Origin of the sequence: Kribbella koreensis (genome assembly GCF_039525325.1) — a bacterium.
Taxonomy (GTDB): domain Bacteria; phylum Actinomycetota; class Actinomycetes; order Propionibacteriales; family Kribbellaceae; genus Kribbella; species Kribbella koreensis.
This window is the reverse complement of the sequence record NZ_BAAAHK010000019.1, coordinates 142,945-163,300: the sequence shown is the minus strand read 5'-3', so window position 1 is coordinate 163,300 and position 20,356 is coordinate 142,945. Positions and strand designations below refer to the sequence as shown.

General features: G+C 68.8%; 14 protein-coding genes. 5 read left to right on the top strand and 9 right to left on the bottom strand.

The features are described from left to right. Positions 1–15 precede the first annotated feature (15 nt). Positions 16–1,059: an ABC transporter ATP-binding protein gene (locus tag ABD116_RS34830; RefSeq protein WP_343980517.1), complete on the bottom strand. Its 1,044-nt coding sequence runs from the start codon at positions 1,057–1,059 to the stop codon at positions 16–18. 1 nt (position 1,060) lies between these two features. Further along, positions 1,061–2,494 carry an aminobutyraldehyde dehydrogenase gene (locus tag ABD116_RS34825; RefSeq protein WP_343980514.1) on the bottom strand — a complete coding sequence of 478 codons (1,434 nt, stop codon included), beginning with the start codon at positions 2,492–2,494 and terminating at the stop codon, positions 1,061–1,063. A 132-nt stretch (positions 2,495–2,626) separates the two neighbouring features. Between ABD116_RS34825 and ABD116_RS34820 the strand changes: the two genes are divergently transcribed. Then, positions 2,627–3,370: a FadR/GntR family transcriptional regulator gene (locus ABD116_RS34820; protein WP_343980511.1), complete on the top strand. Its 744-nt coding sequence runs from the start codon at positions 2,627–2,629 to the stop codon at positions 3,368–3,370. A gap of 19 nt (positions 3,371–3,389) precedes the next feature. Beyond that, on the top strand, positions 3,390–4,115 hold the full coding sequence (locus tag ABD116_RS34815) for a cache domain-containing protein (protein ID WP_343980509.1): 726 nt from the start codon (positions 3,390–3,392) through the stop codon (positions 4,113–4,115). On the opposite strand, the gene ABD116_RS34810 is transcribed toward ABD116_RS34815, so the two are convergent. Next, positions 4,102–4,785 (bottom strand): glycoside hydrolase family 12 protein, encoded by a 684-nt coding sequence (locus ABD116_RS34810; protein ID WP_343980506.1) that lies wholly within the window; start codon positions 4,783–4,785, stop codon positions 4,102–4,104. The genes ABD116_RS34815 and ABD116_RS34810 overlap by 14 nt on opposite strands. 137 nt (positions 4,786–4,922) lie before the next feature. Here ABD116_RS34810 and ABD116_RS34805 point away from each other — a divergent pair, with 137 nt between their 5' ends. Further along, positions 4,923–6,062: a LacI family DNA-binding transcriptional regulator gene (locus tag ABD116_RS34805; protein WP_343980502.1), complete on the top strand. Its 1,140-nt coding sequence runs from the start codon at positions 4,923–4,925 to the stop codon at positions 6,060–6,062. Here the strand turns inward: ABD116_RS34805 and ABD116_RS34800 are convergent. Genes ABD116_RS34800 through ABD116_RS34780 form a run of 5 tightly spaced genes read right to left on the bottom strand, consistent with a single transcriptional unit; the run spans position 6,041 to position 13,784 of the window. Then, positions 6,041–7,987: a beta-galactosidase gene (locus tag ABD116_RS34800; protein ID WP_343980499.1), complete on the bottom strand. Its 1,947-nt coding sequence runs from the start codon at positions 7,985–7,987 to the stop codon at positions 6,041–6,043. The genes ABD116_RS34805 and ABD116_RS34800 overlap by 22 nt on opposite strands. Beyond that, the gene (locus ABD116_RS34795; RefSeq protein ID WP_343980496.1) at positions 7,984–10,173 is read right to left on the bottom strand and encodes a carbohydrate-binding protein; all 2,190 of its coding nucleotides are present in this window, start codon (positions 10,171–10,173) and stop codon (positions 7,984–7,986) included. Before ABD116_RS34795 ends, ABD116_RS34800 begins: the two co-directional genes overlap by 4 nt. A gap of 23 nt (positions 10,174–10,196) precedes the next feature. Beyond that, positions 10,197–11,159, bottom strand: coding sequence for a carbohydrate ABC transporter permease (locus ABD116_RS34790; protein WP_343980493.1), 963 nt, complete (start codon positions 11,157–11,159; stop codon positions 10,197–10,199). After that, positions 11,156–12,133: an ABC transporter permease gene (locus ABD116_RS34785; RefSeq protein WP_343980490.1), complete on the bottom strand. Its 978-nt coding sequence runs from the start codon at positions 12,131–12,133 to the stop codon at positions 11,156–11,158. Before ABD116_RS34785 ends, ABD116_RS34790 begins: the two co-directional genes overlap by 4 nt. After that, entirely contained in the window at positions 12,117–13,784 is a 1,668-nt protein-coding gene (locus ABD116_RS34780; RefSeq protein ID WP_343980488.1) for an extracellular solute-binding protein, read from the bottom strand. Before ABD116_RS34780 ends, ABD116_RS34785 begins: the two co-directional genes overlap by 17 nt. A 154-nt stretch (positions 13,785–13,938) precedes the next feature. Between ABD116_RS34780 and ABD116_RS34775 the strand changes: the two genes are divergently transcribed. Both ABD116_RS34775 and ABD116_RS34770 read left to right on the top strand, forming a co-directional pair. Then, positions 13,939–15,144: an ROK family protein gene (locus ABD116_RS34775; RefSeq protein ID WP_343980485.1), complete on the top strand. Its 1,206-nt coding sequence runs from the start codon at positions 13,939–13,941 to the stop codon at positions 15,142–15,144. A 159-nt stretch (positions 15,145–15,303) separates the two neighbouring features. Then, a complete protein-coding gene (locus ABD116_RS34770; protein WP_343980482.1) occupies positions 15,304–18,138 on the top strand; it encodes a glycoside hydrolase family 3 C-terminal domain-containing protein in 2,835 nt (944 codons plus the stop codon). Here ABD116_RS34770 and yicI read toward each other — a convergent pair. Next, the gene (gene yicI, locus ABD116_RS34765; protein WP_343980479.1) at positions 18,122–20,347 is read right to left on the bottom strand and encodes an alpha-xylosidase; all 2,226 of its coding nucleotides are present in this window, start codon (positions 20,345–20,347) and stop codon (positions 18,122–18,124) included. The genes ABD116_RS34770 and yicI overlap by 17 nt on opposite strands. Positions 20,348–20,356: the final 9 nt, after the last annotated feature.

Below are 20,356 nucleotides of genomic sequence, written 5' to 3'. Positions count from 1 at the left end.
CGGATAGATGTCATCTCACGCACCGCCGATGACGACGGTGTGTTCACGGCGCCAGCTGAGCCGGACGGCAACTCCTCGGCGGCCCAGGCTGTCCCCGGCGGAATCCTGCGTGTTCTGCTCCAGAACGAGCAGCGTTCCGCCCGCGTCGAGGTCGACGACCGACTGCGTCGCCGACCCCAGATAGACGACCTCACGAACCACCCCGGTCGCCGTACAGTCGCCGGCCCCGGCTGAGGCTGAGGCAGGCGACATCCTGATCTTCTCGGGCCGGACGGTATAGGTGCCGACGGCACCGATCACCTCGGCCGCCACCGCACCCTCCAGCAGGTTCGACGTACCGACGAACCCGGCGACGAAGGCCGTCGCGGGGTGTTCGTAGAGCTCGGCCGGTGTGGCGAGCTGTTCGATCCGGCCACCGTTGAAGACGGCGATCCGGTCGCTCATCGTGAGCGCTTCCTCCTGGTCGTGCGTCACGAAGACGAAGGTGATGCCGACGTCGCGCTGCATCGCCTTCAGCTCGATCTGCATCTCCCGGCGCAGCTTCAGGTCGAGCGCGCCGAGCGGCTCGTCCAGCAGCAGCACCTTCGGCCGGTTGACCAGCGCCCGCGCGAGCGCGACTCGTTGCCGCTGGCCACCGGACAGTTGATGCGGACGCCGCTGCGCGAACCCCTGCAGCCGGACGGTTTCCAGCGCCTCGATCGCCCGCTTCCGGCGCTCGCGACGCTCGACCCGCTTCACCCGCAGCCCGTACTCGACGTTCTGCAGCACGCTCATGTGCGGGAACAGCGCATAGTCCTGGAAGACCGTGTTCACATCCCGCGCGTACGGCGGGAGCGCGGTGACGTCGACGCCGCCGAGCAGCACCTGCCCCGACGTCGGCGTCTCGAAGCCGGCCACCATCCGCAGGACCGTCGTCTTGCCGGAGCCGGACGGCCCGAGCATCGAGAAGAACTCCCCCTCGGCCAGCTCCAGGTCGATCCCGTCGACGGCGGTGATGTCGCCGAAGGTCTTGGTCAGGCCGCGCAAGCTGATGGCGGTCCTCGTCTCGGTCAGCGTCATCTCAGATCGCCGACATCACGTGCTTGACCCGGGTGTAGTCCTCCAGGCCGTACATCGACAGGTCCTTGCCATGGCCCGAATGCTTGAACCCACCGTGCGGCATCTCGGCCACCAACGGGATGTGCGTGTTGATCCACACGCAGCCGAAGTCGAGCGCGGCCGACATCCGCAGTGCCCGGCTGTGATCGGTCGTGAAGACGCTCGATGCCAGCCCGTACTGGACCCCGTTGGCCATCCGCAGCGCCTCGGCCTCGTCAGCGAAGGTCTGCACGGTGATCACCGGCCCGAACACCTCGTCCTGGATCATCTCGTCGTCCTGCCGCAGCCCGGTGACGATCGTCGCGTCGTGGAAGAACCCGTCGGCCAGCACGCCGGCCGACCGCTCTCCACCCAGTACCACCGACGCGTGGGTGGGCATCCGGGCCACGAATCCGCGGACCCGTTCGAGCTGCATCGCGTTGTTCAGCGGGCCGAACAGCGCATCCTCGTCATCGGCCAGCCCCGGTTTGGCGTTGTCGCGAGCCCAGCCGATCAGGGCGTCGAGGAAGGCGTCGTACTTGCTCTCCTGCACGAGCACCCGGCAGGCTGCCGTACAGTCCTGGCCGGCGTTGAAGTAGCCGCCGACCCCGATCGCCTCGGCCGCCGCCGCGAAGTCCGCATCCTCGAAGACGATGGCCGGTGCTTTGCCGCCCAGCTCCAGGTGGGTGCGCTTGAGGTCGAGCGCTGCCGTGCTGGCGACCTGCGTGCCGGCCCGGGTCGAGCCGGTGATGCTGACGAGCTGTGGAGCCGGATGCTCGACCAACGCCTGACCAGTGTCACGGTCGCCGCAGACGACGTTGAGGACACCGGGTGGCAAGACCTCCGCCGCCAGTTCGGCGAGCATCACGGTCGTCACCGGGGTCGTCTCGGCCGGTTTGAGGACGACGGTGTTGCCGGCGGCAAGGGCCGGGGCGAACTTCCAGATCGCCATCATCATCGGGTAGTTCCATGGCGTGATCTGCCCGACGACGCCGATCGGCTCCCGGCGTACATAGGAGGTATGACCGGCCAGGTACTCGCCGGCCGACTTGCCCTCCAGCATCCGCGCGGCACCGGCGAAGAAGCGCAGCTGGTCGATCAGTACCGCGAGCTCCTCGGTGCGGGTCAGCTCGAGTGGCTTGCCGGTGTTCTGGGACTCGGCGGTGACGAGGTCGTTGCCACGGGACTCGATCAGGTCGGCGAGCTTCAGCAGGCCGCGCTGCCGGTCCGACGGCGTCGCCGCGGCCCATCCGGGCGCAGCATCGGCGGCCACGCGGTAGGCCAGGTCGATGTCCTCGGCCCCGGACAGCGGCGCCGTCCCGAACGCCTTGCCCGTGGCGGGATCGACCAGCTCACTGGTGGCGCCTGAGAGCGCGTCGTGGGGTGTCCCGTTGATCAGATTCCGAACGATTCGCATGAACGCTCCTCCGACTCAGGGCGCTAAACATATGAAATCAGATGTTAAAGTTCAAGCGATCGGCTTGAATACTCCGGAAACGTGTCGGAGATGTGTGCCAACTTCCGACTCAGGACGCTAGGAGGTGGGGGCGTGGCACTGCGGTTCTACGGGAGTGGGGCGGCGGCGGTGTTCGCGCCGCTGGAGTCGCTGAGCCGGTCCGAGCTGGTCGCCCGGCGGCTGACCGACGCGATCGCGCTCGGTCTGCTGCCCGATGCCGAGCAACTGCCCGGCGAGGCCGACCTGGCCGGCATCTTCGGCGTCTCCACCACGACCATCCGCGAAGCCTTGTCCTCCCTCAGACTGCGCGGCCTGATCGACACCCGCCGCGGCCGGGGCGGCGGTAGCTTCGTCCGGGCCCAGGGCAAGATCTCCACCGAGATCGTCCGGGACCGGCTGGACGAGCTGAGCCTCGCCGACCTGCGCGACCTCGGCGACCACTACTCAGCCATCGCCGGTACCGCCGCCCGCCTCGCCGCTGAGCGCGCGACCCCCGAGGACGTCGACCGGCTGACCGGGGTCTGCGACGCGCTGGAGCATGCCGAGGGCGCGGGCGCCAGACGCCGGGCCGACGCGCAGTTCCACATCGAAGTCGCCGCGACGGCGCAATCAACCCGGCTCTATCGGGCGGAGGTCAGTCTGCAGGCCGAGGTCGGAACGTTGCTCTGGCTCGCTTTCGGCGACGACGAGAGCCACCGGCTGACCGTCCAGAGCTGCCGCGAAGTGGTCGCCGCGATCGACCGTGGTGACAGCGAGGCCGCTCGGGCCGCGGCCGAAGAGCGGGTGGCGGACTCGACGGCACGGCTGATCGACCTCAGACTGACACTGGACGACTGATCGCGATGGAGGACCGGCCATGAGCGAACAACTGACGCATCCCGGTGCGCTCGCCGAGGATCCGGGTGTCGCGGCGATCCAGCAGCTGGTCGACACGGTCGCGGGCGAGGCTTTCGGGCTGGCGACGCGGATCGCGGACGAGGTGACAGCGATCTTCGGCCGGCAGGCGGCGGTACGGCGTACCGATCTGGCCGGAGTCGGTGCATTGGTACTGCCGAGCCTGGCCGACCCGGAAGGGCGGATCCAGGGCGCTGGGTATGTCGCGGCGGTGGACGCGCTGGCCGATTCGCGCTGGTGGCTCGAGTGGTTCATGCTGCGCAACGGCTCCCCCGAGCGGCTGGTCGTCGACACCGACCCGCGCGGCGAGAACTTCTACGACTACGAGTCCCTGCCCTGGTACGACGTCCCGCGCACTACCGGCCGACGCCACATCACCGGCCCCTACGTCGACTACCTCTGCACCGACGACTACACCCTCACCTTCACGGTGCCGGTGCTCGTCGGCGGCCGGTTCACCGGGGTGGCGGGCGCAGACCTCAAGGTCTTCGCGTTCGAGAAGGCCGTCCTGCCCCGGCTGCGCGCCAGCCATCACACGATGGCGATCGTCAACGCCCAGGGCCGGGTCGTCCTCTCCAACAGCGCCCGCCACGTCAGCGGCACTCTCCTGCGCGGTCCCGGCACCACCTCCTACCCGATCGGTGACCTGCCCCTGGCGCTGGTCGACCTACCGGTCAGGAAAAGCTGACCGAGTAGCTGTTGGTGGTGAAATTCAGCCCACCACTGGACGAGGTGATCTCGAAGCCGAATTGCACCTCGTTCATCGTCGCGTCGCCGATCCAGCCGCGGTTCCTGATCCAGTTCATCACCGCTTTGATGTCGACACTGCCGGAATTGGTGTTGCCGGACCGCAGGAACGAGAAGACCTGGTTGGACCCGTTGCTGCCTTTGTAGACGTCCCAGCTGTGGCCGCCGACGCTGACACTGGTCTGGTAGCTGCCGATCGGGCCGACCGCGCCCTGCTTGTTCATCCAGAGCATGATCTCGTAGGCGTTCCCGCCGGCCCAGATGTCGTACGCCGAGGTGTAGGCCCCGCTGCCCGGCCGGCTGACGTTGAAGCTGCTGGTCAGGCTGCCGAGCGCGCTGATCTTCTTGCCGACGTTGCGGGCCGAGTGCGGGTAGGCCTTGACCCCGCCGGTGTTCGGGTGATCGGCCCAGACGCCCCAGTTGGAGTAGGAGTTCGCCCAGATGCTCTGGGCGCCGGCGCCGCCGCCCCAGACGTCGTTGCGCACCGTGTAGCCGCCGTTCGACCAGCTGCCGAACTTGTCGCTCGACGACCACGCGGCCGCGTTCGCCGGCAGCGCCGACAGTGCGGTGACCGCGAGCAGCGTCACCAGCGCCACTACCGCCGACCTCATCGATCTACTCATCCTCATCCCTTTCCGAAAGGCAGGGGAACTGATTTCATGATCGCCGGCCGTCGAATTCGAATCGAATTCGACGAATGCACCGAATTACAATTGCAGCGGCGAATGCCAGAACTATCCCAGCGGTTATGGCACAGGTCAACAGTCATTTCGCCCTTGACAAAGCGGGCCCGCCACTCGACCCTGTACCTGAGAAATCGAAGCGCTTCGACCTTGAAGCCCGGACCCCGGAGGCAGCCATCGTCACGATCGCCGACGTCGCGCGGCACGCAGGCGTCGCGGCCAGCACGGTGTCGTACGTCCTCAGCGGCAAGCGGTCGATCTCCAGCGAGACCCGCGACCGGGTCCAGGACAGCGTCCGCGCGCTGGGCTACCGGCCGAACGCCAGTGCCCGCGCACTCGCCTCGAACCGGTCGAATGTACTCGCCCTGGTGATTCCGCTCCGGGCCGGCATGCACGTGCCGGTGCTGATGCAGTTCGCCACCGCCGTCGTCACCACCGCCCGGCGGTACGACCACGACGTCCTGCTGCTGACCGCCGACGAGGGCCGTTCGGGGCTCGAGCGGGTCTCGCAGAGCGCGCTCGTCGATGCCCTGGTGGTGATGGACGTGGAGTTGCACGACGAACGCGTCCCGCTGCTGCGGGAGCTGCCGATGCCGTCCGTGCTGATCGGGATCCCGGCCGACACCGACGGCCTCAGCTGTATCGACCTCGATTTCTTCGCCGCCGCCGAGCAGTGCGTGGACCACCTGACCGATCTCGGTCATCGCAGCATCGCCTTGCTGGGCACGCCTTCGGCCGTCTACGAGCGGCAGACCGGCTTCGCCGCACGGACCCTGGCCGGCTTCCAGGCCGCGACCGCGCGACGGGGAGTCGTCGGGATCGAGACGCCCTGCGAGCCCGCCTTCGACGCCGTGCTCGACACGGTCGAGGACCTGCTCCACGACCACCCCGGGATCACCGGCCTGGTCGTCCAGAACGAGCCGATCATCGGGCCGCTGCTCGACGTACTGCGCCTGCTCGGCCGCCGGGTGCCCGAGGACATGTCGCTGATGGCGATCTGCGCCGACGACGTGGCCGAGCGGCATGTGCCCAACCTGTCCTCCGTCACGCTGCCCGCCGACGACATCGGCCAGCGCGCGGTCGAGATGCTGATCGCCAAGCTCGAAGGCGGCCAGACCGAGGCGGTGACGCTGGTGCCCGCGCAGCTCGTCGCCCGCGCGAGCACCAGCGCCGCTCCCGGTGTTCATGCCCGCACTACTGCCTGACCTCCGGCAATGAGCCTCAACGGGCTCAGGACCTGGGTGCCGGACAGCAGGTCGTAGCCCTCGATCGGCAGCTCGACCACCACTTCCGAGTGGTTGATCAGAATCGTCCAGGTGCGCTCGCCTGCCCGCCGGCGGACCAGCTCCACTCCTGCGGGCAGCTCTGGTCGTTCGATCCCCGCGTCCTGAACCACCTGCTCCACAAGAGATTCGTAGGCCTCGTCCTCGAGCTGGGTCGACACATACCAGGCCACGCCCTCGCCGTACTCGTTCCTGGTGATCGCCGGCGAACCGTCGAGCACGCCACCGGAGTACCGGTCGACTGCCTCGGCGCCGGCCAGGTCGACCTGCTCGCTCCACACCCGCCCCCGGCCACCCGAACGGAGGCGAACCTCTTCGACCGGGTGGAACTCCTCGACCCTGATACCGAGAACCTCGCTGAACGCACCGGGATAGCCACCGAGCCGGACCTGCGCGTCCTCGTTCACGATGCCGCTGAAATAGGTGACGAGCAGCCGCCCACCGCGCTCGACGTAGCGGGCGATCGACGCAGCAGCCTGATCCGAGACGAGATAAAGACTGGGTACGACCACCAACCGGTACGCCGAGAGGTCGGCGTCCGGGGCGACCAGGTCAACGCCGATCCCGGCAGCCCAGAACTGTCGATGCGCTGCTTGCACGGCCGCCAGGTAGTCCAGCTCGGACGACGGCAGGTGAGTCGACTGCATGGCCCACCACGCCTCGGCGTCCCACAGGATCGCGACCTCGGCCTCCACCGGGCTGCCCTCGAGCTCGGCGAGCTGCGGCAACGAAGCGCCGAACTCGGCGACCTCGGCGAACCTCCGTGAGTCGGCGCCCGCGTGCGGCACCATCGCGGAGTGGAACATCTCCGCCCCGCCTCGCGAAGCACGCCACTGGAAGAACAAGGCGCCACGCGATCCGCGGGCGAGATGGGACAGCGAGTGCCGCGCCATCCGGCCCGGCTCTTTCGTGTGCAGCCGGCGGCCGACGTTCAAGGAGCCGGCCGCCTGCTCCATCAACAGCCACGAGCGTCCGCCGGCCCATCCGCGGGCCAGATCCGCGCCGAACGCGGTCTGCTCTTCGGCGCCCAGGCCGGCGCTGCCGGGGTAGTGGTCGATCGCGACCAGATCCACCTCGGCCGCCCAGCGCGCATGGTTGACCGGCACCCAGCCGCCGAAGACGAAGTTGGTGGTGATCGGGGTCTCCGGCGACAAGGACCGCAAGATCGCCTTCTGCTCCTGGAAGGCGCTGAGCAGCTCGTCCGACCAGAACCGCTTGAAGTCCAGCGCCTGGGTCGGGTTCACCAGGTACTGCGTGGCGCGCGGCGGCTGAATCTGGTCCCAGTGGGAGTACCCCTGACTCCAGAAGGCCGTGGTCCAAGCGTCGTTCAGCCGGTCCAGGTCGCCGTACCGCTCCTGCAGCCACAACCGGAACGCGGCCGCCGCATGGTCGCAGTAGCAGGTGGTCCCGTACTCGTTGTGCACATGCCACATCGCCAGCGCCGGGTGCTCGGAGTACCGCTCCGCCAGCACCCGGGCGATCCCGGCCGCCGCCTTCCGGTACGCCGGCGCACTCGCGCAGTACGTGTCCCTGCTCCCGTGAGTCAGCCGGGTGCCATCGGCCTTCACCGGTAGGGCGTCGGGATGACGCAGGCTGAACCACGGAGGAGGTGAGGCCGTCGGGGTCGCCAGGTCGACCTGGATCCCGCCGTCGTGCAGAAGGTCCAGCACCTGGTCGAGCCAGCCGAACTCGTACCTCCCCGGCTCGGGTTCGAGGCTGGACCAAGCGAAGACGCCGACCGTCACCAGGTTGACCCCGGCGCGCTGCATCAGGGCGACGTCTTCCTTCCAGACCTCCGGTGACCACTGCTCGGGGTTGTAGTCCCCGCCGAAGTAGAACGCTGTCATACCGGTTCTCCGTAAGGGATACCGAGGCCGTTGGTGGACAGATAGACCCGCCCGAACACTCTCGGGTCGCCGGTGATCGCGTCGTTGGTGGACGCGTACTGATGCCGGTCGTCGTTCACCCGCACCCAGCTGCCGCCACTGTCATCGGACCGGAAGATGCCTTGAACACCGTCGACCTTGCCAGAGGTGAAGACGGCCATCTCCGTCCGGCCCCGCGCCGCCTTCCCGAATCCCACCGTCAGGGCTTCCTCGATCGTGGTCAGCCGTTGATAGCTGAGCCCTTGGTCCACCGAGCGATACAGCCCACTCGCGCCCGCCGCCAGCCAGCAGTGCCCGCTCCGGTCCAGCACGGTTTCGAGCTTGCCACCCCCGACCGGCAAACCCGTTGCCGTCGGCAAGAAGGTCGCACCGCCGTCGAGACTCCGGTACGCCGTACCTGTGGCGCCGTCGAAGGCGTAGAACAACCCCGGGCTCACCCGGTCGGCGGCCATCGCCACCTGGTTGGGCAATCCGGTCACCGCGGTCCAGGTTGCGCCCCGGTCGCGCGAGTAGTGCGGCGGCACGTCGCCGGGCACCCAGACGATCGTGCGGGCGTCCGTACCGATGACGATCTTGCCGGGCTGGGTCGAACCGCTGGGCTCCCCCGCGAACGGCTGCCAACTGATCCCGGCATCAGTCGAATACGCGCCGCGTTGCAGGCTGCCGCCGTACGCGACCCTGACGACGAATCCCTCCGCCTTCGCCGCGTAGTCGACACTCGGCGAGGAACCGCTGACCGGATTGGAGGCCTGTCCGTCAGGTGGTACCACGTCGAGCCGGTCGTGCCGGTAGACACCGATGTCGCCCAGTGCGCTGATCAACGGCGGCCCCCAGGGCGGGCTGATCAGGTCGAGCACGGCGGTCTCCTCCAGCCCCTGCGCCCGGACCGACCAGTGCGTGCTGCGACCGGCCTCCGCGTTCGTCACGTCGTCGGTGCCGAAGATGGTGGCGCCGGTGACGTACATGACCTTGCCGGAGTCGAACGGGTCGATCGAGATGTCCCCGATCATCCAGCCCAGCTTGGGTGTCCCGTGGAAGTTCAGGAACGGCGCGCCGGAGGTGTCCAGGACGATCTTCGCGCCGATCGAGTGCCAGGTCGCTCCCCCGTCGACCGACCGGAAGATGTCGTCCACCGGACCCCAGCGGCTCATCGTGGACACCATCACTGTGCCGGGCCTTCGCGGATCGATCGCCAGGCCGGCATAGCCGAAGCCCGCTTCACCACCGGTGTTGGGCCGCAGCGGGGTGATGTCGGTCCAGACTCCGGTAGCCGTGTCGACCTTGTGGACCCCGCCGTCGTACATCTCGTATGGTCCGGGCAGGTCGCCATAGGTCAGGTAGAGGTTTCCGTCCGGCGCCAGCTCACCGTGGTGGGGCAGCAACCCGGTCGGTTGACCCGGTACCGGCGACCAGCTCGCACCACCGTCCGTACTGCGCCACAAGGGATTCGCCCGATCGGTCGAGCCCACGTAGATGGTCCGCGTCGGACGGCCGCGCCGGGACGTCCGCGGATCGAAGAGGACGAAGCCGAGTCCGATCCCCGCCGTACCGGTCGTCGGGAAGCTTTCGACCCGGGCCCACGTCTCACCACGATCGGTACTGCGCCACAAGCCCTGGTTACGCGTACCGAAGTACAGGACCCGGCCATCGCGAGGGTCGACCGCCAACCGCTCCCCCATCGAGCGGCCGGGCTCGTTGCCGCCCAGCTTGAACGGCAGATCGGTACGCCGGAAGGTGCGGCCCTGGTCCGTCGAGCGAAGGATGGCCCCGTTGATCGGCGACCACTCGTTGGTATAGGTGCCGACGGCAAGGTAGAGCCGCGACGGGTCCTGCGGGTCGAGGGCGAGGCTCTCGACGCCGGTGAGGCTCCAGTCCTCCAGCCCGACCCACTCGAGCAGCTGAACCCAGCGGCGGGTCCGCTGGTCCAGCCGGGCGGCGCCGCCGATGTCGGTCCTGGCGTAGACCAGTCCGCGCCGGCCGGGGTGGTGGATGATGCCGGTGACGAAACCACCCCCGACGATCTCGACGTTCCGCCAGCGGTACCGCCCGGACGATCCCTGTACTGCCGCAGCCGACTGTGGCAACGCGGCGACGGCCACGGCCGCACCGGCGCCCAGCCCAAGGAAGTGCCTGCGCTGAAGCGTCATCTCACTCCTTCTCCTGAACCATGTCAGCCCTTGACCGCGCCGATGATGACGCCCTTGGTGAAGTGCTTCTGGATGAACGGGTAGATCACCAGCACCGGCACGATCGCGATCACCACGATCGCCATCTTGATCGCCAGGCTCGGCGCCGGCGAAAGGCCCAGCCCCGTCGACGAGGTGACCCCGCCGGCTCCGGTCGGCAGCACCTGCGCCTGCACGATGTAGGTCCGCAGCACCATCTGCAGCGGCCACTTGTTGTTGTCGTTGAGGTAGAGCATCGCGTTGAAGAAGGCGTTCCAGTAGCCGACCGCGTAGAACAGCCCGACCACCGCGACCACCGCGCGCGACAGCGGCAGCACGATCCGGGTCAGCACCGCGAACTCACCGGCGCCGTCGATCCGGGCGCTGTCGATCAGCTCGCCGGGGATACCCATGAAGAAGGACCGCATGACGATCAGGTTGAACGCCGACACCGCCGTCGGCAGGATCAGTGAGCCGTAGCTGTCGATCAGCCCCAGCGAGTTGACGACCAGGTAGCTGGGGATGATCCCCGGCCCGAACAGGAAGGTCAGCAAGACGACGAACAGCAACGGCCGGTGCAGCAGCGATCCGGGACGCGACAGCCCGTACGCCGCGAGCACCGTGATCGCCAGGCTGAAGAACGTACCGATCGCTGTGATGCCGGTACTGATCAGCAGCGCCCGGGTGACCACGCCCCCGGACAGCAGTTGCACGTACGCGGCGATCGTGAGCTCCCGCGGCACCACGACCAGGCCACCGGCCCGCGTGACCGCTTCGGTTGTGGACAGGCTCGTCACCACTACGACGTACAGGGGGAAGGCGACCAGCAGGACCACGATCCCCAGGACGACCGGCTTGCTCAGCCGTCCGAAGAAGGTCGGCTCCTCCTCCCAGACCGGACGGCCGGTCTCCTCGTCCGGGCGGCGCCGGGAGAGGCGGCGCGGCAGGGCGACAGGTTGAGTGGTCATGATCGGGAATACACCCCCTGCTCGCCCACCAGGTGAGCGAATCGGTTGGCCAGCAGGACCAGGACGAGTCCGACCAGTCCCTTGAAGAGGCCCGCCGCGGCGCCGTAGCCGAAGTCGCCGACGAGCAGGCCCTGGTAGTACACGTAGGTGTCGAGCACCTCGGCGGCACCTCCACCGACCGCGCTGCGTTGCAGGATGAACTGCTCGAAGCCGACCGTCAGCGCGTCGCCGAGCCGGAGGATGAGCAGCAGCACGATCACCGGGCGCAGCCCCGGCAACGTGATGTGCCAGAGCCTGCGCCAGCGGTTGGCGCCGTCGGCGGCGGCCGCTTCGTACAGCGCCGGATTGATCGTGCTCAGCGCGGCGAGGAACACGATCATTCCCCAGCCCGCGTCCTTCCAGACGGACTGTGCGGTCACCAGGACGATGAAGCTGTCCGGCTTCGTCATCAGGTCGACGGCGTTGTAACCGTGCGACCGCAGGGTCTGCGCGAGCAGTCCGGCGCCACCGATCATCTGCTGGAACAGCGAGACCACCAGCACCCAGGAGAAGAAGTGCGGCAGGTAGACGATGCCCTGGACGATGGTGCGCAGCCGAACCGACAGCACGCTGTTGAGCAGCAGCGCCAAGAAGATCGGGATCGGGAAGTAGAACACCAGCTGGAAGGCCGTGATCGACAGCGTGTTCACCAGCGCCGACCAGAACGCGGGCTCGGAGAACATCCGGCTGAAGTTGGCGAAGCCGACGAACTCGCTGCCCCGGATCCCGGCGTACGGCGAGTAGTCCTGGAAGGCGATCACGTTGCCCAGCGTCGGGAAGTAGTGGAAGACGCCGAGCAGCACGATCACCGGGGCGACCATCAGCAGCAGCGGCCAGTCCCGGCGCAACCGGTGCCGCCAGCTCGCTCCGCCGGCCTTTCCCGCCTTGCTCTTGCGGCGGGCCGCCAGGCGCGGCGGACTACCGACCGTTGTCACTGAGAACCTTGGCGTAGAAGTCGCGGCCCTCGTTGCCACCGTTGGTCTGCCACTCCTTGACCGCGACCTTGAGCTCGCTGACCGGGCGGCGGCCGCGGTAGATGTCCTGCAGCTTGTCGTCGAACGGCTGGTTCAGCGCCGCCATCTTGGTCGGCTGCTCGACCCGGATGCCCTCGAACAGGTTCTTCTCGCGATGCTTGGCCGCGTTGTTCTCCCAGGCGCTGAGCGCCTCGACGTAGCCGGGGTACTCGCTCTGGGTGATCGCGTTCGGCCGGCCGCCGAGGAAGATGTACGTGCTGGCCACCTCCTTCTGGCCCAGCGCGGTCAGCTTGGGCGCCCCGGAGCTCTGCCGGGTGTAGTGCTTGCCCTCGACCCCGTAGTTGTAGAGCTGGTTCTCCTCGGTGCCGAACGGCGCGGCCGTGTAGTTCAGGACCCCGAGCAACTCGGCGATCCGGTCCTTGCCCAGCCCCTTCTTCACGAAGGTGAAGATGCCGGCCGGATCGCCGCTCCAGACGATCGGCGTCCCGCCGTCGTGGGCGAACGGCGCCACCGCCTGCATGTCGAACTTCGGGTTGATCGCCGACTGCCGCTGCAGCGACTCGTTCCAGGCGCCGAGGCCGTCCTGGCGGATGACCAGCTGACCGCCCTCGAACAACGGCTTCTGGTCGGTCGCCGCGTTGCCGACGACCGTCGGGTGCACGTAGCCCGACTGGAAGACCTTGCGGACGAAGGCGACCGCCTCCTCGAACTCCGGTGTCTCCACCTTGTTCACCAGCTTGCCGGTCGAGTCCTTGCGCCAGCCGCCCGGTACCCCGAAGGCGCGCTGGACCTCGTCGGTGATCGAGCCGAACGCCCACCGGTTGGCCTTCGCGTCGGTCAGCTGCTTGCCCAGGGCGAGCAGATCGTCGGCGGTCTTCGGCGGCGCGGCGCCTACCTGGTCGAAGATGTCCTTGCGGTAGAACAGCGCCCACGGGAAGCCGTCGGACGGGAACGGGACCGCCTTCAGCTGGGAGTTCCAGACGCCGTACGCCCAGGCCCTGGTCGGCAGGTTCGCGAGCATCGGGTACGCCGCGGCCTTGTCACCAGCAAGGTAGGGCGTCAGATCCTCGAACAGCTTGTCCACGGCCTGCCCGAACCGGGTCAGGCCGGAGATGTTCCAGCCGGGCACGCAGAGCAGTTCCGGGACGTTGCCGGAGGCCAGCAGCGGGCCGAGCTTGTCGCCGTAGTCGTTGCCGCTCAGGATGTTGAACCCGACCGGCGCCCCGATCCGCTCGTTGTTCGCGTCGAAGTACGAGTTGTTGCCGAGCCCGGGCGGCAACGGCGCCCACAGCGGAGTCATCGCCGACACCTCCTTGCCGCTGTTCACCGCCTTGTCCGGCACCGCGCGCACCAGTTCGGTCGGGTACTTCGTGAACCCGGGCGAGGCGCCGTTCTCGCCGGGCAGGTCGGGCTTGACCGAGTCGTAGGCGACGTACTTCGGCAGTAACCCGCCGAGCTTGTCCTCGGTCTCGGCCCGGCCGCCGGCCGAACCACCCGATCCACCGGACGAGCAGCCGGTCAACGTCACCCCGCCGGCCGCGACCGCGGTGCCGGCGCCGAGCAGGGACAGGAAAGTACGGCGGTTGGTCGAGCCGCTGCCGGATCCGATCACGATGAATTCTCCTTGCGACTGGGAACGGGCGGCCGTCCCGGAGTAGAATTAGTTGGGCTAGTAGCCAAACAAATTAGCTCACGACGGATACCGCCACAAGGTGTAGAACTGAGCCAGGGCGGTGCCGCCCCAGCCGAGCCGAACAGGACAGACCTTGACGAATCAGACCGCGGACCACACCGACGTCCGGGCCGCCAACCTGGCTGTGGCGCTCGGATTCCTGCGCGCCAACTCCCCCTGCTCGCGGGCGGCGATCGCGGCCGGGACCGGCCTGAACAAGGCGACCGTGACCAGCATCGTCGGCGACCTGATCGACCGCCGGCTGGTCCGGGAGACGCAGCAGACCCAGAACCACGTCGGCCGGCCGGCCACCCTGCTCGTCCTCGACGGCTCGGCCTACGCGGCGATCGGGATGGAGATCAGCGCCCGCGGCCTGACGGCGATCGCGTACGACTCGGCCGGCGGGCAGTTGCTTCGCTGGCACCGGACCGGCCCGGGAGCCGACGCGGGTCCGGCCAAGGCCGTCGCCGCACTGGCCACCCTGGCCCGGCGGGCGATCGCTGCCGTGCACGCGTCCGGACGCGACGTCCTCGGCGTCACGGTCGGAGTACCCGGCCTGGTCAACCGGGACGGCGTCGTCGTCCTGGCGGCCGGCCTGGGCTGGCGTGATCTCGAGCTGCGCAAAGACCTGGTCGCGGCACTCGGCCGGCCTGCCTTCCCCGTGCTGGTCGAGAACGACGCCAACCTCGGCGCCCTGGCCGAGCACCGCTACGGGCCGTACGCGGGCAGCGCCAACCTCATCCTGCTGTCCGGTGAGACCGGGGTGGGCGCGGGAGTGATCTGCGACGGGCGACCACTGCGCGGCAACCTCGGCTACGTCGGCGAGATCGGGCACCTGCGGATCCGGGCCGACGGACCGCTGTGCGGCTGCGGCCGGCACGGTTGCCTGGAGGCCGTCGCCGGCATCCCGGCGATCCTGGCCCGGCTCGACGCGAGCGAGTCGCCCGACACCGACCCACAGGCGCGGACAGACGAGCTGGTCAGGCGCGCCGAGGCCGGCGAGACCGCCACCATCGACGTGCTGACCGAGGTGGGCACGCTGCTCGGCCAGAGCGTCTGCGGGCTGGCGAACATCCTCAACCCGGAGTTCGTCATCCTCGGTGGCTCGTACGCCGCCCTCGGCCGCTGGCTGGTACCGGCCGTGGAGAAGGAACTGATCGACGGCACCCTGGCGCCCGAGGCCGGCGGCTGCCAGGTCGTCGCCTCGACCTTCGGCCACGACGCGACGGCGATCGGCGCGGTCGCCCGCTCGCTCGACCAGCTCGACTCGGGCCGGCTACCGGTCGTCCGTCCCGGCTGAGATCTTGACCGTCCGCGTGGAGGGTGCAACCCTCTGTGTCAATCCATCGAAGCGCTTCGATGTCCAGTCGGAGCCGGCCAGGCGTTCGACGCATTGTCGAAGCGCTTCGACACCACTCCCGTCGGCAGACGGCCGAACGCATCCCGGAGCCCGATCCCGATGAGCAATCCGCCGCCACGCTCACCCCTTCCGCCGTTCCGCGATCCGGCCCGGAAGCTGCCGGAGCGGATCGGCGATCTGCTCGGCCGGCTGACTCCGGCCGAGAAGCTCGGCCTGCTCCACCAGCATCAGGCGGCCGTCCCGCGGCTGGGCCTCGACTCCTTCCGGACCGGCACGGAGGCGCTGCACGGCGTGGCCTGGCTCGGTCCGGCGACGGTCTTCCCGCAGGCCGTCGGTCTTGCCGCCAGCTGGAATCCCGAGCTGGTCCGCGCCGTCGGCTCCGCGGTCGGCGACGAGGTCCGTAGCTTCCACCACGAGGATCCGGCCGGCGTCGGCCTGAACGTCTGGGCGCCCGTGGTGAATCCGTTGCGCGACCCGCGCTGGGGGCGCAACGAGGAGGGCTACTCGGAGGATCCGTGGCTCACCGGCGTACTGGCCGTCGCCTACGGGCGGGGCCTGACCGGTGACGCCGAGGGGACCCTCAAGACCGCGCCGACGCTCAAGCATTTCCTTGCCTACAACAACGAGACGGACCGCTGTACGACCTCCAGCAACCTGCCGCCACGGGTGCTGCACGACTACGAGCTACCGGCCTTCCGGGCGCCGATCGCGGCCGGCGCGGCGGTCGCGATGATGCCGTCGTACAACCTGGTGAACGGCCGTCCGGCCCATCTGAGCCCACTGATCAACGAGCTGGTCCGCACCTGGACCGAGGACGACCTCCTGATCGTCAGCGATGCGGGCGCCCCCGCGAACCTGGTCGAGTTGCAGCAGTACTTCGGTGACAAGCCGACGGCGTACGCCGCGATGCTCCGCGCGGGCGTCGACAGCATCACCCAGGACGACAGCGACGCCGGTCCGTCGACCCGGCACCTGACCGACGCACTGGCCCAGGGCAAGCTGAGCGAAGCGGACGTCGACCTGGCGGTCCGGCACGCGCTGGCGATCCGGTTCCGGCTGGGCGAGTTCGATCCGGTCGAGCTGAATCCGTACGGCGCTCCCGCGGCGGACGTCGTCGGCTGCCCGGCGCATCGTCAGTTGGCCCAGGACGCGGCCAGGCAGTCGATCGTGCTGCTCAAACACGAATGCCAGGTCCTGCCGCTGAGCACCACGACCACGAAGCGGGTCGCTGTCGTCGGACCGCTGGCGGACACCCTGTTCGAGGACTGGTACTCGGGCACGCTCCCCTACCGGATCACAGCTCGGGCCGGACTGATCGAACGGCTCGGCTCCGAGGCGGTCGACTACTGCGAAGGCGTCGACCGGATCGAACTGCGAACCGACGCCGGCTGCCTCGGCGCCGGCCAGGACAAGTCGGTCGGGATCGGCGATACCGGCGCGTTCGACCTCTTCGACTGGGGCGGTGGGGCCTGGACGCTGCGATCGGTCGAGACCGGCTCCTACGTCACGGTGACCGGCACCGGCTCGCTCGTCGCCGATCACCCCGGGCCCAGCACGTGGGAGGTCAAGGAGACGTTCGACCTGATCGCGACGAGCGAGACCACCTCCGTACTGCGGCATCGCCACAGCGGCCGTTTCGTCGAGCTGACGGACGGCGCGGCGACGGCGACCGCCGAAGAGGTGGCCTCGGCGACCGTGTTCGAGCTCGTCACCCTGATCGACGGCGCCGCCCGGGCCGCTGAGCTGGCGGCCGCCGCGGACGTCGCGATAGTTGTCGTGGGCAACCACCCGCTGGTGAACGGGCGGGAGACCGAGGACCGGGCCGAGCTGGATCTACCGGCCGCCCAGGACCGGCTGGTCCGTGCCGTGCACGCGGCCAACCCGCGAACGGTGCTGGTGATGTCGAGCAGCTACCCGTTCTCGGTCGAGTGGGCAGATCAGCACCTGCCCGCGCTGCTCTGGTCGGCCCACGGCGGGCAGGAGTACGGCCGGGCGCTCGCGGACGTGCTGTTCGGCGATTCGGACCCGGCCGGCCGGCTACCGCAGACGTGGTACCGATCGGCGGCCGACCTGCCGGATCTCCTCGACTACGACATCGTCGCCACCGACTCGACGTACCTGTACTTCCGCGGCCGCCCGCTCTATCCGTTCGGGCACGGCCTGAGCTACACGACCTTCACGTACTCCGGTTTGCGCTTGAGCTCGGCCTCCGTACCGGCCGACGGTGAACTGCTGGTGAGCCTCACCGTCACGAACTCCGGCACTCGCTCCGGCCGCGAGGTCGTCCAGCTCTACACCCATCAGCAGCGATCCCGGGCCAAGCAGCCGCTGCGTCAGCTCCGGGATTTCCAGCAGGTCGCGCTGGCCGCCGGTGAGAGTGTCGAGGTGCAGTTCCGGCTCCAAGCCACCGACCTCGGCTTCTGGGACGTCACCCGGAACCGGCGGTGTGTGGAGACGGCCCGGCACAGCGTGCTGATCGGGAGATCCGCCACGGACACCCGGCTCACCGCTTCCTTCGACGTCGCCGGAGAGTCGATCCCAGCGCGGGCGATCTTCACCGCGCCGCTCGCGGCGACGGCCTTCGACGACTACTGCTCGATGACGATGACCGACACCACCCCGGAGTACGGCGATGCCGTGCGTTCGCTGGAGGCCGGTGCCTGGCTCGCCTTCGAGGACGTGGATCTGGACGACGGCGCGACCCGCTGCATCGCCCAGGTCGCCGCTGAGCTCGACGGCGGGACGATCGAGCTGCGGCTCGACGATCCACTGCACGGTCTGCTGCTCGGCACCGTGCAGGTTCCGCCGACCGGCGATCGCCACACCTGGGTAGACAGCGGCACCCCGCTCGCTGCCGCGAGCGGGGTGCACACTCTCTATGCGGTCTTCTCCAGCGCCGCCATCGCGCTCGAGAGCCTCACCTTCGAACGGTGACGGTGAACCGCTCGCAAGTCCCCTCGACGACCCGGGCGGTCGCCTCGCCATCGGCAAGAGTCAGCTCGATGACCGCGGCCGTCTCCCCGTTCGGCCCGGGGAGACGGACGCGAGCCGATTGCCCCTCGGTGGGGGTGTACCACCGCAGCTCGACCCCGTCGGCCCAGTCGTAGTCCGGGCGGTCGTCGACGGCGCCGATCGCGATCACGGCGCCTTCACGGACCAGTACCGGCAAGCTGTCGAAGCCGTGAGTCTGCGTGACCCAGCGGCTGCCGGCCAACTGCTCGCCGGTCAGCAGGTGGGTCCAGGTGCCTTCGGGCAGGTAGAACCGGACCTCGCCGTCCTTGCTCATCACCGGCGCGACCAGCAGGTCGGGCCCGAGCATGTACTGACGCTCGAGATAGGCGACGCCGGGATCCGCCGGGAACTCCAGCACCATCGGGCGCATCATCGGTGTGCCGTCGGTGTGGGCCTCCTCGGCGACCCTGGCGAGGTAGGGCATCAGCGACATCTTCAGCTTGGTGAAACGACGCAGTACGTCGACCGCCTCCTCGTCGAACGCCCACGGCACCCGGTACGAACCCGAGCCGTGCAGTCTCGAGTGCGACGACAGCAGCCCGAACGGCACCCAGCGCTTGAAGACGGCCGCGTCCGGCGTTCCCTCGAAGCCGCCGATGTCGTGGCTCCAGTAGCCGAAGCCGGACGACGCCAGCGACAGGCCGCCCCGCAGCGACTCCGCCATCGCCTCGAAGGTCGACTCGCAGTCGCCACCCCAGTGCACCGGGAACTGCTGTCCGCCGACGGTCGCCGAGCGCGCGAACAGGACGGCGTCGCCTTCCCCGCGGTTGTCCTCCAGCAGCCCGAAGACTGCCTTGTTGTAGAGGTACGGGTAGTAGTTGTGCATCCGCTCCGGATCGGAGCCGTCGTGCCAGACGACGTCCTCGACCGGGATGCGCTCGCCGAAGTCGGTCTTGAAGCAGTCGACGCCGAGGTCGATCAGCACCTGCAGCTTGGCCCGGAACCACGCGGTCGCGGCCGGGTTGGTGAAGTCGACGATCGCCATCCCGGCCTGCCACAGGTCCCACTGCCAGACCGAGCCGTCCGGTCGCTTGAGCAGGTAGCCGAGCCGCCGCCCTTCCTCGAACAACACCGACCGCTGCGCGATGTACGGGTTGATCCACAGGCTGATCTTCAGGCCGCGTTCCTTCAGCCGGGCCAGCATGCCCGCCGGATCCGGGAAGGCCACCGGGTCCCAGACGAAGTCGCACCAGTGGAACTGGCGCATCCAGAAGCAGTCGAAGTGGAAGACGCTGAGCGGCAGGTCGCGCGAGGCCATCCCGGCGACGAAACTGCTCGTCGTCTCCTCGGTATAGTCGGTGGTGAACGAGGTCGACAGCCACAGCCCCATCGACCAGGCGGGCACCCGGGCGGGACGCCCGGTGAGGGCCGTGTAGCGGCGCAGCACGTCCTTGGGCTCCGGCCCGCCGATGACGTAGTAGCTCAGTTCCTGCCCTTCGACGCTGAACTGGTTCTGCGCCACCACCTCCGAACCGACCTCGAAGGACACCTTCGCCGGGGTGTCCACCAGTACGCCGTACCCGGCGCTGGTCAGGTAGAACGGGACGTTCTTGTACGCCTGCTCGCTCGACGTACCGCCGTCGGCGTTCCAGATGTCGACGACCTGGCCGTTCTTCACCAGCGGGCCGAACCGCTCGCCGAGGCCGTAGACGGTCTCGCCCACCCCGAGCGCGAGTTGCTCGTGCAGGAAGTGCCGGCCGGCCGAGTCGGTGATCAGGCCGATGCTGCGCGCCGAGGAGCCGGTCAGCACCTTGCCGTCGCGCTCGAAGCGCAGATCCCAGGGCCCGTCCAGCCGGAGTACCGCGGTGAGGTCGCCGCTGGTCAGCCGGGCCACCTCGTCGTCCACCTCGATCTTGACCGGATGCCCGTCCTCGGCCGTCAGCCCGAAGGCCGGCCGCGGTGGTACTCCCCCGCTGTGATGCTGGATCCGGACGCCGATCACACCGGCCGCGGGCGAGCTGACGGTGACGGTGAAGAGGGGCTGGTTCAGCGTGTCCCCGCGGCCGACGATCAGCTTCGCGGGCGCATAGGCGACCAGTGACCGCTCGGTGGTCTCGACGCTCTCGACCGCGGCCGGGCGCAGCCGGGTCAGGCCGGGGCGAAGCTGCCAGTAGCCGTCTGTGAATTTCATCCACTGCCT